The organism is Streptomyces sp. NPDC087440, assembly GCF_044744005.1.
Classification (GTDB): Bacteria; Actinomycetota; Actinomycetes; order Streptomycetales; family Streptomycetaceae; genus Streptomyces.
The window spans coordinates 1-13,368 of the sequence record NZ_JBIUXN010000036.1 but is presented as its reverse complement, the minus strand read 5'-3'; the positions used below and the strand labels follow the sequence as shown (position 1 = coordinate 13,368).

At 73.0% G+C, this 13,368-nt stretch carries 13 protein-coding genes; 7 read left to right on the top strand and 6 right to left on the bottom strand.

Going from position 1 to position 13,368, the window contains the following annotated elements:
• Nucleotides 1-49: 49 nt before the first annotated feature.
• Nucleotides 50-895: a pyridoxamine 5'-phosphate oxidase family protein gene (locus tag ACIO3O_RS40985; RefSeq protein ID WP_401755534.1), complete on the top strand. Its 846-nt coding sequence runs from the start codon at nucleotides 50-52 to the stop codon at nucleotides 893-895.
• A gap of 210 nt (nucleotides 896-1,105) precedes the next feature.
• A complete protein-coding gene (gene proP, locus ACIO3O_RS40980) occupies nucleotides 1,106-2,587 on the top strand; it encodes a glycine betaine/L-proline transporter ProP (RefSeq protein WP_401755531.1) in 1,482 nt (493 codons plus the stop codon).
• A gap of 626 nt (nucleotides 2,588-3,213) precedes the next feature.
• Here proP and ACIO3O_RS40975 read toward each other — a convergent pair.
• The 3 genes from ACIO3O_RS40975 to ACIO3O_RS40965 are packed head-to-tail and all read right to left on the bottom strand — an operon-like array spanning nucleotide 3,214 to nucleotide 5,398.
• Nucleotides 3,214-3,474: a DUF2087 domain-containing protein gene (locus ACIO3O_RS40975; RefSeq protein ID WP_401755528.1), complete on the bottom strand. Its 261-nt coding sequence runs from the start codon at nucleotides 3,472-3,474 to the stop codon at nucleotides 3,214-3,216.
• A gap of 41 nt (nucleotides 3,475-3,515) precedes the next feature.
• Nucleotides 3,516-4,625: a serpin family protein gene (locus ACIO3O_RS40970; protein ID WP_401755526.1), complete on the bottom strand. Its 1,110-nt coding sequence runs from the start codon at nucleotides 4,623-4,625 to the stop codon at nucleotides 3,516-3,518.
• Nucleotides 4,622-5,398 carry an alpha/beta fold hydrolase gene (locus tag ACIO3O_RS40965; RefSeq protein ID WP_401755523.1) on the bottom strand — a complete coding sequence of 259 codons (777 nt, stop codon included), beginning with the start codon at nucleotides 5,396-5,398 and terminating at the stop codon, nucleotides 4,622-4,624. The genes ACIO3O_RS40970 and ACIO3O_RS40965 overlap by 4 nt, the downstream gene beginning before the upstream one ends.
• A 133-nt stretch (nucleotides 5,399-5,531) precedes the next feature.
• Between ACIO3O_RS40965 and ACIO3O_RS40960 the strand changes: the two genes are divergently transcribed.
• Together ACIO3O_RS40960 and ACIO3O_RS40955 are read left to right on the top strand one after the other, a co-directional pair.
• Complete coding sequence (locus ACIO3O_RS40960) at nucleotides 5,532-6,428, top strand: hypothetical protein (RefSeq protein ID WP_401755520.1); 897 nt, start codon at nucleotides 5,532-5,534, stop codon at nucleotides 6,426-6,428.
• Nucleotides 6,429-6,509: 81 nt separating this feature from the next.
• Nucleotides 6,510-6,836 carry an antibiotic biosynthesis monooxygenase family protein gene (locus ACIO3O_RS40955; protein ID WP_401755517.1) on the top strand — a complete coding sequence of 109 codons (327 nt, stop codon included), beginning with the start codon at nucleotides 6,510-6,512 and terminating at the stop codon, nucleotides 6,834-6,836.
• A 56-nt stretch (nucleotides 6,837-6,892) separates the two neighbouring features.
• Here ACIO3O_RS40955 and ACIO3O_RS40950 read toward each other — a convergent pair whose 3' ends face one another.
• Nucleotides 6,893-7,630 carry a hypothetical protein gene (locus ACIO3O_RS40950; RefSeq protein WP_401755515.1) on the bottom strand — a complete coding sequence of 246 codons (738 nt, stop codon included), beginning with the start codon at nucleotides 7,628-7,630 and terminating at the stop codon, nucleotides 6,893-6,895.
• A gap of 1 nt (nucleotide 7,631) precedes the next feature.
• Nucleotides 7,632-8,285: a hypothetical protein gene (locus ACIO3O_RS40945; RefSeq protein WP_401755512.1), complete on the bottom strand. Its 654-nt coding sequence runs from the start codon at nucleotides 8,283-8,285 to the stop codon at nucleotides 7,632-7,634.
• Between the two features lie 114 nt (nucleotides 8,286-8,399).
• Here ACIO3O_RS40945 and ACIO3O_RS40940 point away from each other — a divergent pair, with 114 nt between their 5' ends.
• A complete protein-coding gene (locus ACIO3O_RS40940) occupies nucleotides 8,400-8,888 on the top strand; it encodes a GNAT family N-acetyltransferase (protein ID WP_401755510.1) in 489 nt (162 codons plus the stop codon).
• 52 nt (nucleotides 8,889-8,940) lie between these two features.
• On the opposite strand, the gene ACIO3O_RS40935 is transcribed toward ACIO3O_RS40940, so the two are convergent.
• Nucleotides 8,941-11,016, bottom strand: a complete 2,076-nt coding sequence (locus tag ACIO3O_RS40935; RefSeq protein ID WP_401755507.1) for an MDR family MFS transporter — start codon at nucleotides 11,014-11,016, stop codon at nucleotides 8,941-8,943.
• 531 nt (nucleotides 11,017-11,547) lie between these two features.
• On the opposite strand from ACIO3O_RS40935, the gene ACIO3O_RS40930 reads away from it, so the two are divergent.
• Nucleotides 11,548-12,330 (top strand): peptidoglycan-binding protein, encoded by a 783-nt coding sequence (locus ACIO3O_RS40930; protein WP_401755504.1) that lies wholly within the window; start codon nucleotides 11,548-11,550, stop codon nucleotides 12,328-12,330.
• 206 nt (nucleotides 12,331-12,536) lie between these two features.
• Nucleotides 12,537-13,199 (top strand): HAD-IA family hydrolase, encoded by a 663-nt coding sequence (locus tag ACIO3O_RS40925; protein WP_401755501.1) that lies wholly within the window; start codon nucleotides 12,537-12,539, stop codon nucleotides 13,197-13,199.
• Nucleotides 13,200-13,368: the final 169 nt, after the last annotated feature.

Genomic DNA, 13,368 nt, shown 5'->3' with positions numbered 1-13,368 from the left:
CACTGATTCAGTCGGAGTGATCGTCTGCTTCGACTGAATCAGTGGGGACATGGGCACCGAAGAACAGAATCAGCACTCCGGCGGCGAGCTGGAAGAACAGAGTCAGCACTCAGACGGTGATCTGGAAGAACAGAGTCGGCACCCTGACGGCAAGCTGACGGTCACCGAGCGCACCCGGCACCCTGGCGGCGAGCTGAGGGTCACCGACCGCACCCGGCACCGCCGCCTGCGCGAGCAGGGCAGCACCTCCGTCGCCGACCTCGACGCGGTCCTGCGCGCCGGCTTCGTCTGCCACCTCGCCGTGGTCGTCGACGGCGCCCCGATGGCGGTGCCCACGGTGTACGGGGTCGACGTCGCGGCCCGCACCCTCTACGTGCACGGCTCGGTGGCCGGCCGGAGCCTGGTCCGGGCCCCGGACGCCACCGTCTGCGTCACCGTCACGCACGTCGACGGCCTCGTCCTGGCCCGCTCCGTCTTCGAGCACGGGCTGAACTACCGCTCCGCGATGGTCTACGGCACCCCGCGCCTGATCACCCACCGCTCGGACCCCGAGGCCCTCCTGCACGGGCTGCGCGTGCTCTCCGAGCAGAGCGCCCCCGGCCAGTGGGACTACGCCCGCCGCCCCAGCCCCAAGGAACTCGCGGCCACCTGCCTGCTCGCCCTCCCGCTGGACGAGGCGTCGGTCAAGGTCGCCGCCGGGCCCCCGGAGGACGGCGACGGGCCGGACGCGGAACTCGGCCTGTGGGCCGGGGTGATCCCGATGCGGACCGCGTACGGCACCCCGGAACCGGACCCCGCGCTGCCCGGTGACGTACCCCTGCCAGGGCACATCGAGGCGATGAGTTCCGTTCATTCCGCGCATTCCCTGCGACTTACGTCACATCACGCCAACTGACTCAGAACCCATGAAAGGGGCGTTTAACCAGGTGAGAGCGGGTACAAGCGGCCTCGGGTGATCAACTCTGCACTAAGTGCAAAGGGCAACTAAACGTTTATGGTCTGGTTTGGGTCGCCTCGCACCATGAGGCGGCCCCTGTCCATTCCCACGTCACTTGTCCGGGAATGCGGCTGCTTCCGTCCCCAGAGAGAGCAGGCGAGCGAGCACGTGTCGACGTCCGTCCCCGTCGCACCCCGGTCCGGGGCCCCGTCCCAGGGCAAGGCCTCCGAGACTCCCGTCACCGTCACCGACCCGGCGCAGGTGAAGCGGGCCGTGAAGGCCGCCGCCCTCGGCAACGCCATGGAGTGGTTCGACTTCGGCGTCTACAGCTACATCGCGGTGACCCTCGGCAAGGTCTTCTTCCCGAGCGACAACCCCACCGCGCAGACGCTGTCGACCTTCGGCGCGTTCGCCGCGGCCTTCCTGGTCCGGCCCATCGGCGGCATGGTCTTCGGGCCGCTCGGCGACCGCATCGGCCGCCAGAAGATCCTCGCCATCACCATGATCATGATGGCGACGGCGACCTTCTGCATCGGTCTGATCCCGTCCTTCGCGACGATCGGCATGTGGGCGCCCGCGCTGCTCTTCCTGGCCCGTCTGGTGCAGGGCTTCTCGACCGGCGGCGAGTACGGCGGCGCGTCCACCTTCATCGCCGAGTACTCCCCCGACAAGAAGCGCGGCTTCCTCGGCAGCTGGCTGGAGTTCGGCACGCTGGTGGGCTACATCTGCGGCGCCGGTCTGGTCACCCTCATGACCGCCCTGCTCTCCACCCCGGACCTGGAGTCCTGGGGCTGGCGCATCCCGTTCCTGGTCGCGGGCCCGATGGGCATCATCGGCCTGTACCTGCGGATGAAGCTGGAGGAGACCCCGGCCTTCGCCGCGCAGGCTGCCGAGGACAAGAAGCTGGCCAAGCAGGCCGCGAAGCTGGCGACGCGGGAGAAGAAGGCGGCGCCCAAGCCCGCGAAGCCGTCGCTGAAGGAGACCGTCGTCGGCCAGTGGCGGACGATGCTGCTCTGCATCGGCCTGGTGCTCGTCTTCAACGTCACCAACTACATGCTGCTCTCCTACATGCCGACGTACCTCACCGAGCAGCTCAAGTACGACCCCACGCACGGTCTGCTGGTCATCCTGTGCGTGATGGCGTTCATGATGTGCGTCCAGCCGTTCGCGGGTCTGCTCAGCGACCGCTTCGGCCGCCGCCCGATCATCGCCATCGGCTGCGCGGGCTTCCTGGTGCTGTCCGTCCCGGCGCTGCTGCTGATCCGCCAGGGCAGCCTGCTGGCGATCATCCCCGGTCTGCTGGTGCTCGGCCTGCTCCAGGTCTGCTTCACCGCCGCGATGCCGTCGACGCTGCCGGCCCTCTTCCCGACGAAGACCCGGTACGGGTCGCTGTCGATCGGCTTCAACGTCTCGGTGTCGCTGTTCGGCGGGACGACCCCGCTGTTCGTGGCCGCGCTGATCGGGTGGACCGGGAACCTGATGATGCCCGCGTACTACATGATGGCGGCGGCCGTCATCGGCGGCATCGCGGTGTTCTTCATGTCCGAGAGCGCGCGACGCCCGCTTCCGGGATCGCCGCCCGCCGTGGAGACCGAGGAGGAGGCGGAACAGCTCCGCGCCGCCGCCTCCGCCGCCGCCACATCCGCCTGACCCTCCGGCTTCCGCTTCCGCGCGAGGTCCATGGGTACGGCTGTGGCCCCCACCGTCCGCTCGGTGGGGGCCACAGCCGTACCCCTTTGCCACCCCGCCCCCTTGGGCTGCGGGGCCACCCTCCCCGCCTCTTCCCCCTAGCCCCCGTGAACGGCGGAGCCGCCCTTCCCCCCGCTTCCCCCCTAGCCCCCTTGGGCGGCGGGGCCACCCTCCCCGCCTCTTCCCCCTAGCCGCCTTGGGCGGCGGGGCCGCCCCCCGGGGGCGGGACGGGCGGGCAAGGGGGCGGCCCCTCCCGCTCCCGGCCCACCCGGGTGCCGCCCCTTGGCCCAGCACCTGTGCCGGACGCGCGTCACCGCAGGGGCCCCGGGGTCGCCTCCCGGTGCCGGGCATGCGCAGCCCCGCCCCGCCGGGGCAAGGGGTCCCCAGCCCCGCCCCTTCACCTAAACCCGCGGGGCCATTGCACGGTTCCGTGCGGGTGAGTGGGTGGCTGGTCGCGCAGTTCCCCGCGCCCCTGACGGGGCGCCCAGCGCGGCGGAGCCGCACGTGCAACACAGCCCCGCGCCCCTGAAGGGGCGCGTCTGAGCGGTAGGTCGAGTGCAGCCCCGCGGCCCTGAAGGGGCGCCCGCTCAGCGCTGCACGCGCTGGTACGTGCTGCCGTCCTTCGTCCGGGTCAGGAAGCCGCCCTCCACCAAGTACCGGCGCAGCGCCGAGCAGTCCTCGTGGACGGTCCGGATCGTGTCGTTGACCTCGCGTTCCGAGTACGCGCGCCCCTCCTCGAAGAGCGTCCGCGTCAGATGCGCGAGCAACTCCTCCCGCCGCCCCGGCTTGCGCGGCACGGAGGTGAGTCGCCCGTCCCTGAAGAACGCCTCAACACCTTGACCAGCCACGTGTCCACTCCTGCCGTACGACATCCGAAGAAGCCCCCGTTCTATCCCTTCGGCACCCCCTCCTGCCACGCAATAAACAGCGGCAGCGCCCCGGCCCCGTCCAGCACCACCACCCCGAAGGGCCGGTCGAACCGGACGACCTCCACGCGTCGCGGGGACGGCGGCGGCGCCCCCGCGGGCGCCATCAGCACCGCGCTGACGGCCGCCGCCTCCACCCCCTCCTCGGACACCTTCAGCACCGACTCCTGCACCACCCGCGACACGGCGAGCGGTTCCGGGGACATGGCCGAGAAGTCGGCGTCGTCGCTCGTGGCCCGGTGCACCCCGAGCACCGCCAGCCGCTCGGTGACCTCGTCGGTCGTCCGCAGCTCCATGCGGGGCAGCGCGATGCTGACGGCGTCCGCGTCGAACGGGACGCGCGCCTGCTGCCCGGCCCAGCCGGCGGGCAGCACGTCCCGGGGCCCGGCCCCCTCCTCCCCGAGCAGGAACCGCACCCGCACCGGGGCCCCGCACCGCTCGGCCCGGGTGCGCAGTTCGACCACCCGGGTCCCGCCGACCGTCCAGACGTCGGCCAGGGACACCTGCTGGTGCATGGTCATCACCCGGTGCCGTGTCCCGGCCGCGTCCGTGAAGTCGCGGTCGTCGGTGTCCGACTCCTCGAAGGGGTACCGCCACGGGGCCTTCAGGGCGAGGGCGTTGACGACGGCGAGCAGGATGTCCTCCCCGATCCGCACCGGCAGCTTCTCGACGAGTCCCCCGGTCGCCTCCCGCACCCACGCGTCGATCGCCACCGGGTCGAGGTGCCCCAGCGCCACCCCGGGCATCGCCTCCTGGAACGCCCGGTACACCGGCACCCGGCTCCAGACGCAGGTGGCCACCCCGAGGGCGTCCGTCCCGCCCAGCGTCCGGGACACCGCCTCGACCGCCTCGGCGGCCTCCTTCCCCGACACCCCGAGCAGCGCCCCGAGTTCCTCGGCCGTCTCCCCCCGCGCCCCGGCGGCGACCGCCCCCAGCGCCAGCCACAGCCCGACGGGCGACCGTACGAAGTCCCCGTCGCCGAAGCCGCCGCCGGGCCCGCCCGCGACCACCTCCAGCCAGCGCGCCGCGAAGCGCCCGACGTCCGTGCTCAGGGCCGTACCGCTGCCGGTCATCGGGCCTCCCCCGCCAGCACGGCTGCGGTCGCCCGCGCGAAGCCGTCCACGTTGTCGGTCATGACGTTGTGCCCGCAGTCCGGCACGGCGACGACCGCGACCCCGGCCGCCGTCAGCCCCGCCCCGCCCCGGAAGTGCGGGTCGCCCTCCGGCAGCAGGTAGCCGCGCGGGATCTTCAGGCCGAGCAGCAGGTCCCGCATGACGGGGTCGCTCCCCCGCGTCAGCCCCACCGCGCTGCGGTACACCGCCCGCGCCCCGCCGGTCTTCATCGTCGACCACCAGGTCTCCCCGGCGATCTCCCGCATGGCGTCCCACCCCGTGGCGAGGAACTCCTCCTCGCTGCCCCACCCGGCGATGCCCCCGCTGCCCGGAGCCCCCTTCGCCGGGGTGATCGCGTCCAGGTTGGCGTCCACCAGCACCAGCTTCGCCACCAGTTCCGGCCACCGCTCGGCCAGCACCAGCGCCACCGACCCGCCCATGCTGTGCGCGACGACCTCGGCCCCCGACACCCCGGCCGCCCCCAACAGCGCCGCCAGCGCCCCCGCGTGGGCCTCCAGGCTGTAGTCGAAGTCGTCCGGCCGGTCACTCACCCCGAACCCCAGCAGGTCCACCAGCAGCGAGCGCCGCCCGGCCAGCGCGGGGTGCGAGGCCGCCTCGACGAACATCCCCGAGACACCGCCCAGCCCGTGCACGTACACCCGGCACGGCTCCTCGCCCGGCAGCTCCACCCATCGCATCCGGGCCCCGCCGGACGTCACGACCGCTTCCCGCACACTCCCCACCCCCGTAAAGACCACTTGCCCCGACGGTAGCGCCCGCCACTGACAACGCCCCGGGGAACCCGATCCGCCCGCCCGGCGTCCCAGCCCACACCGCACGACCCTGCATCGAGCCCCGGAGGCTGCCATGCGTACGTCGAGCACCCCGAGATCACGTCAACTGTCCCTGCTCTGCGGCCTGTTGATCCTCGCCCTCACCGCGTGCGGCGTCGACGGAACCGAAGCCGAGGGGCGCGAAGAGCGCGGGACCCGGATGCGGGAGGTCGCCGACGCCTGGCAGGGGGCGAAGGCCCTGGAGACCTGGCACCGGGGTTTCTATCCGCTGCACCCGCTCACCACCGAACTCCCCGAGGGCGCCTTCCGTTCCGGGACGGACAAGGACGCCCACCTCTCCGGCCGCTACGTCGCCACCGTCCCCCTGCCCACCCGCCTTCCCCGCACCGAAGTGCGCTGGCCGGACGGCACCACCGGGCACGTCAGCACGCTCACCGCCCGGCAGACGCTGGACCTGCTCGGCGAGAAGGCCGAGCAGGTCCCGCCCGCGGAGGGCACCCTGCGGGTGACGGGCGTCCGGCTCGCCGCGTCGAAGGTCGCCACCAGCCGGGGCACCGCCCGCGTACCGGCCTGGGAGTTCACGGTCGCGGGCTACGACAGGCCGTTCCGCCGCCCCGCCGTGACCGCGTCCGTGATCCCGAAGTCCCCGATCGCACCGGTGGAGCGGGAGACGTACGCGCAGATGCCCGTGGAGACCCTCAAGTCCGTGTCCGACGACGGGCGTTCGGTGACCGTGCTCGTCCCGCACGGGGCCTGCGACGGCGGCGGCACGGCCGACGTGCTGGAGACCGGTGCGGCCGTCGTGCTGGCGGGGTTCGTCCTCCCCCGGAAGGACGGCGGCTCCCTCGACGGCCCGTGCACCGCCAACCGCCTCCTCGCCACGGTCACCGTGCGCCTCAAGCGCCCCTTGGGCGAGCGCGTCCTGCTCGACTCCCTGCGGGGCGTGCCCGTGCAGCAGTCCCTGTACTGAGGCCCGCCGGGGTCCTGAGGTCCACCCGGGTACGGAGGTCCGCCGGGCCCGCTGTCGTACCCGTACGGCAGGATGGAACGCATGAGCATCGTGAAGATCAACGCACTGACCGTGCCCGCCGAGCAGCGGGAGGTCCTGGAGAAGCGGTTCTCGTCGCGGGCCGGGACCGTGGAGAGCTCCGACGGGTTCGAGTGGTTCGAGCTGCTGCGGCCGGTGGAGGGCACCGACCAGTACCTCGTGTACACGCGGTGGCGCGACGAGGAGGCCTTCAAGGCGTGGATGGAGGGGCCCATGAAGCAGGCGCACCAGGGCGGCGGAGAAGGCGGCGAGCGTCCCAGGCCCGCCGCCTCCGGTTCCACGGTGTGGTCGTTCGAGGTGGTTCAGCAGACCGGCCCGAAGGCCGGCTGACCCGCCGTACGGGTCAGACCCGTACGGATCAGACCGTACGGGTCAGACCGTACGGGTCAGATCTGGAGCAGCCGCTCCGTCACCTCGCGGTACTTGCGCAGGGCGACCCGCAGTTCCTCGGTCTCCGTGCCCTGGTCCCGGGACTCCCAGCCGCCGCGCAGTGAACGGCGGTGCTCGGCGAGGGTCTCGGTGAGGTGCCGGACGGTCTCCTCCAGGACGTGGTCGGCCTCCTCGACCGCGCGGCGCGGCTCGTCCACGAACTGGTTGACCGCCTGCTGGAGGCGCAGCCCCAGCTTGTCGCGCTCCCCGTGCGGGAGGAGCTGGGCGCCCGCGCCCGGCTGGTGGGCGCCGCCCGGCTGGTGCAGACCGCCCGGCTGGTGGGCGTCGCCCGGCTGATGCAGACCGGGCTGGTGGGTCTCGCCGCCGAGGTGGCCGCCGGTGTCCCGGCCGCCCGTCAGGTGCTCCGCCTCGGGCCGGTGCCCGGTGCCCGTCGGCGGTGCCGACGGCGGGGTCAGGTGCTGGTCCTGGCCCGGTACGTGCCCCGCGCCCGCCGCCTCGCGGCTCTCGCCCGGCGGCCTGCGCAGCGGGCCGACGTCCGAGGACGCGCCCGCGCCCGTCACGCCGAAGTCCCGTGCGGTGCGCTGCTGCTGCTCCGCCTGCACCGGGTCGTGCAGCGCGTCCGGTTCGGCGTCGATGCCGCGTGCGGAGGGGGTCGACCTGCCGTGGGCGGAGGGGTCCTTGCCCCGGCCCTGCGGTGCGTCGACGGGCCTGTCGTTTCCGGGTTCGTACGTCATGTCAGACTCCACTCCCCTTGGCCTTGGTGGGCCGGCCCAGCAGGCCCGGCTTGTGCGTTCCGTGCTCGTCCTTGCGGGTCCCGTGGTGACCGTGGTCGCCGCCGTGCGCCGAACCGTGGCCGACGTGGTCGGTGACCAGGGCCTCGAACAGCTCCCGGGCCTCGACCAGCGCCTCGCGCATCTCTTCGGTGCCGCCCTCGCCGCGTGCCGCCCGGCCCACCCGGCGGAAGCCGTCGAGGTGCTTGGCGTGGTGCACGGACAGGGCGTCCATCTGCTCCTGCTCCCCCTGCGGGTAGCCGCGTTCCAGGGCGACCTTGGAGACCAGGCCGTGGGCCTCGGCGACCGCCTTCGGCGGCGAGTCGACGAACTGCTCCTGGACACCGGCCCACAGGGCCACGTAACTCTCGTGCCGTTCCCGGCTCAGCTCGCGCGGCCGGAAGTCGCCGTACCGCTTGACGCGCTCGCCGAGCTCCTGCTCGGCGGCCTTGGTGTCGCCCTGGTGGCGGGCCAGTACACGGTCGTACTCGGGGCCGAAACGGCTCTTCAGGGACTTGCCGCCGCCGACACGGCCCCGCCCGGGACCGAGGAAGACGACTGCCGCCGCGACGGCGATCACGACCACCACGATCAGCACAATGATCAGGACTGTGGACATGCTCTGCCTTTCCGGTGCTTGTTGCTCTCGGGGCGCGTTGTGTCGGGCCTCTCGCCCACCGGGTAGCCCGTAATCCGTTGGCCAAACGGTCACCGGCTCCGGTACAGAGACGGGATGACCTGGATCATCACCACCGAGCACCCGCGCACCCCGGACGCCACCACGCTGCGCCGCGACTACTACGACGAGGTCGCCAGCCGCTACTGGGACCGGCCCGCGACGCAGTCGGAGATCGACGAGGGGCTGACCGACGACGGCACGGAGCTGCTGGTCCCGCCGACGGGCACGTTCGTCGTCGGCCGGTACGACGGAAAGCCGTCGGCGTGCGCCGGAATGGTCCTCCTGGAGCCCGAAGTGGGCGAGCTGACACGGGTGTTCGTGCGTCCCGAGGCGCGCGGCACCGGCGCGGGCGGCCTGCTGCTCGCGGCGGTCGAGCGGACGGCGCGCGCCTACGGCGTCCGGCGTATCCAGCTCGACACGCGCAACGACCTGGTGGAGGCGCGCGGCCTGTACGCCAAGCACGGCTACCGGGAGGTCGGGGCGCTCAACTCCAAGCAGTACGCCGAGCATTGGTTCGTGAAGGACCTCACCCCCGAGGTCTGAACGGCCGAGGTCTGAACGCCCTGGGCCTGAACCCCCGGGGCCCGACCCGTCGTCAGTCGCCCGTGCGGAGCTGCGCCAGCCCGGTCGGCTGTTCCGCGTCCGAGCCGCACAGCTCGCCGCTCAACTCCTCGACGATGTCGCTGAGTTCGTCGCGCCGCTCGGGCACCCACCAGTCGCCGAGGAGTTCCGCGAGGGACTCCTCGCGGGCCACGGCCAGCCGGTCGGCGGCCTCCGCGCCCTTCTCGGTGAGCAGCAGCGCCATACCCTCGCGCCGGGCCAGCCCGCGCTCCTCGACCTGCCGCGCCCCTTCCCGTACGACCTCGGGCGGTACGGTTCCGCGCTCGGCCAGCAGCGCGGGCTGGACCAGGCCGTTCCGGCGCATCCGCAGCAGCAGCCAGCTCGCCACCGGCAGGTGGTCGTACCCGGCGCGCACCGTGATGCGTTCGTACGCGGCCCGGCGGCCGTCCCGGGTGCCCAGCACGGACAGCGCCCGCGCCACCTCGTCCCGCGAGGTGCGCTCGACGGGGTTGGGGGCCAGCGTCTGGGAGGCCTCGGGCGCGGTGACGGAGCCGCGCAGCCGGTCCTCCTTGAGGAACCAGGCCAGCACGAAGGCCAGCAGGCCGACCGGGGCCGCGTACAGGAAGACGTCGGTGATGGCGGAGGAGTACGCGTTCAGCGCCTCGGGGCGCAGGGCGGCGGGGAGTTGGGAGATGGCGCGCGGGTCGGACTCCAGCCGGGCGGCGTCGAGCCCGGGCGGGAGCTGCTGTCCGGCGAGCGCGCTGCGCAGCTTGTCGTCGAGCCGCCCGGTGAAGATCGTGCCGAAGATCGCGACGCCGAAGGACGCGCCGATCGAGCGGAAGAAGGTGGCGCCCGAGGTGGCGACGCCCAGGTCCTCGTACGGCACGGCGTTCTGCACGATCAGGACCAGCACCTGCATGACCAGGCCGAGTCCCGCGCCGAAGACGAAGAAGCACAGGCTCATCCGCCAGGTGCTGCTGGTGGGCGTGAGCTGGTGCAGCAGCACCAGGCCGATCGTGGTGACGGCGGTGCCGACCACCGGGAACACCTTCCACCGGCCGGTGCGGCTGACGATCTGCCCGGAGCCGGTGGTGGAGATCAGCATGCCGAGCACCATCGGCAGCATGTACACGCCGGACATGGTCGGGGTGACGCCCCGCACGACCTGGAGGAAGGTCGGCAGGTAGGTCATCGCGCCGAACATCGCGAAGCCCACGACGAAGCTGATGACGGAGCTGAGCACGAAGGTCCGCACGGTGAACAGCCGCGGCGGAAGCACCGGCTCCGCCGCCCTCTTCTCGACCGCCACGAACGCGACGAGCAGCAGCACGCCCAGCACCGCGAGCCCGATGATCTGCGCCGAACCCCACGCCCAGGTGGTGCCGCCGAGCGAGGCGATGAGGACCAGGCAGGTGGCGAGGGAGGCGATGAGGAAGGTGCCGAGGTAGTCGATGCGGTGCTTGGTGGTGCGGACGGGGATGTGCAGTGCGGCGGAGATGACGAGCAGCGCGACGATGCCGACGGGGAGGTTGATGTAGAAGACCCAGCGCCAGCTCAGGTGCTCGGTGAAGACGCCGCCCAGCAGTGGCCCCAGCACGCTCGTCGTGCCGAAGACGGCCCCGAAGAGGCCCTGGTACTTGCCGCGTTCGCGCGGCGCGACGATGTCGCCGACGATCGCCATGGCCAGCACCATCAGCCCGCCGCCGCCGAGGCCCTGGAGGGCGCGGAAGGCGATCAGCTCGGGCATGTTCTGCGCGATGCCGCACAGCGCGGACCCGACCAGGAAGATCACGATGGCGGTCTGGAACAGCTTCTTGCGCCCGTACTGGTCGCCCAGCTTGCCCCAGAGCGGCGTCGCGGCCGTCGCCGCCAGCATGTACGCGGTGACGACCCATGACAGGTGGTCCATCCCGCCGAGGTCGCTGACGATCGTGGGCAGCGCGGTGGACACGATGGTCTGGTCGAGGGCGGCGAGCAGCATGCCGAGCAGCAGCGCGCCGATCGACACAAGCACGGCCCGCTGGGACAGCTCCGCACCGGGCAGCGCTGCGCTCCCGTCCGGCCGGGTCGACACGGGCCCCTCGCTCCCCTGCTGATTCTCCTGAGCCATACCCCCCATCCTGGTCGTTTTGTACGGAATCGGCCTGCCGAGAGGGGGCCGCGCCGGGCCCTGGCCATGGGGCCGGGCGGCGGGGGTCTGCATAATCTCTGACAGTTCGAGGGAGGGGACCTCATGGAAAACGGACACCTATGTCCTGAATGCGGTACGGAACGGGCAGCACCGGACGACATCGGACCCGGCGGATCCGGCGGATCCGGCGGACCTGACGGATCTGGCGGACCCGACAGACCCGGCACGGGCGCCGCGTCCTGCGACTGCGCCCGCCGCGCCGCCGAGGCCCACCACGCGGAACGCTCGGCCGAGGTCGCGGACGCGGAGGACTTCAACCCGCTCCGCATCCGCCCCTACGTCAACCTCTCGGAACCCTCCGACCCCCGCCCCGATCCCGCCGGGAACCCCGGCCGGCCCGCCGAGCCAGCCGGGAACCCCACCGAGCCAGCCGGGAACCCCACCGGAACCGCCGCGCGACCTGCCGGGAGCTCCGCCCCGCCGCCGCCCCTCGCACCGGCCGAGCAGACCATGTCGCTGCGGCCGATACCCCCGGCCGAGCCCCTCACGCAGCCCCTCCCTCCCCACCTCTCCGAGCCCTTCACCGAGCCGTCCGCCCGAACCCGGCCCTTCACCGAGCCGCCCGCCGCCACTGAGCCCTTCGCCGAGCCCTCCGCCGGAACCGCGCCCTTCGCCGAAGCCGAGCCCCCCGCCAAAACCCGCAGCCGCCGGGGCCCCCTCCTCATCACGGCCGCCGCCACCCTCGCCGTCCTGGCCGGTACCGCCTTCGCCGTGGGCGCCTTCGACTCCGCCCCCGAGGACACCCGCGCCTTCCCCGGCATCACCACCGCCCCGACCTCGGTGGCCGAGGCGACCCCCTCCCCCACGCCGTCCCGGACCACCTCGCCCACCGCCACCGCCACCGCGACCGCCTCCCGCAAGACCCTCCCCGCCCCGACCCGCAGCGCCACCCGCCCGGCCACGCCGTCCCGGAAGGCGACCACCGCGCCGCCGACGACGCCCCAGCCGCCGCCGAGCACACCCCCGCAGCACACCCCGGACCCGAAGCCCCCCAAGGACCAGGTCCCCCCGGGCTCCCTCGCCCAGGGGTCGAGCGGCCCCGACGTACGGGAGCTCCAGGACCGGCTGCAGCAGCTGGGGCTGTACGACGGCCCGCCCGACGGCCGCTACACGCAGGACGTGACGGACTCGGTCGCCCGGTTCCAGGCGTACATGAGCATCGACGACGAGCCGGAGGGCGTGTACGGCCCCCAGACCCGAGAGCGCCTGGAGTCGTGGACGAACGAGCCGTGACCGGGCCCCTGCCGTAACCCTGACGAACCCCCCGGCCGAGCCGCGACCGGGCCCCGGCGTGACAGAACCGCCCACGGTTTTGTACCGTGGAAGAACAAAGTGGTTCCGTCCATGAACCCTGACCGGTGGACGGAACCACTTGTTCCGTTACCCGCACCCACCCGGTGCAGATCCGCGCCCCACCCGAGCGCCCCTGGAGTCACCTCATGCCGCACACCACTGTCCTGCCCTTCAAGGCCCTCCTCCTGGACATGGACGGCACCCTCGTCAACTCCGACGCCGTGGTCGAGCGCTGCTGGCGCCAGTGGGCCCTGGAGCACGGGCTCGACCCGGCCGAGGCGCTCAAGGTCGTGCACGGCCGCCAGGGGTACGCCACCATGGCGGTCCTCCTCCCGGACCGCCCGATGGAGCAGAACCACGCCGACAACAAGGTCATGCTGGCCAAGGAGACCGCCGACACCGACGGCGTCGTCCCGGTCGGCGGCGCTCCCGCGTTCATGGCCGCGATCGCCGAGGTGCCGCACGCCCTGGTGACCTCCGCCGACGAGAAGCTGGCGCAGGCCCGCATGGGCGCGGCCGCCCTGCCGATGCCGACGACCCGGGTCACCGCCGAGCTGGTCGGGGCGAGCAAGCCGGACCCGGAGGGCTTCCTCAAGGGCGCGGCCGAGCTGGGCTTCGACCCCGCCGACTGCATCGTCTTCGAGGACTCGGGCGCGGGCATCCAGGCGGGCCGGGCCGCCGGAATGCGTGTGCTGGGCGTCGGCCCGCGCGCGGCCGAGCACGCCCCGACCGCCGTGGTCGCCGACCTGACCCAGGTCCGCGTGGTGACCGAGCCGGACGGCTCGACGTCCCTGCACATCACGGTCTGAGAGACCGCCGCTGCACGAGCTGCTGTACGGGGAAGGGGGGGGGGCGCCCCACCGCGGGGCCCCCCCCCCCCCCCAACCCCCCCCCCGCCCCCCCCCCCCGCCCCCCCCGGCCCCGGGGGGGCCCCCCGGCCGCCCCCGCCCGGCGGCGGGGGCCCGGGGGGTGTGGCCG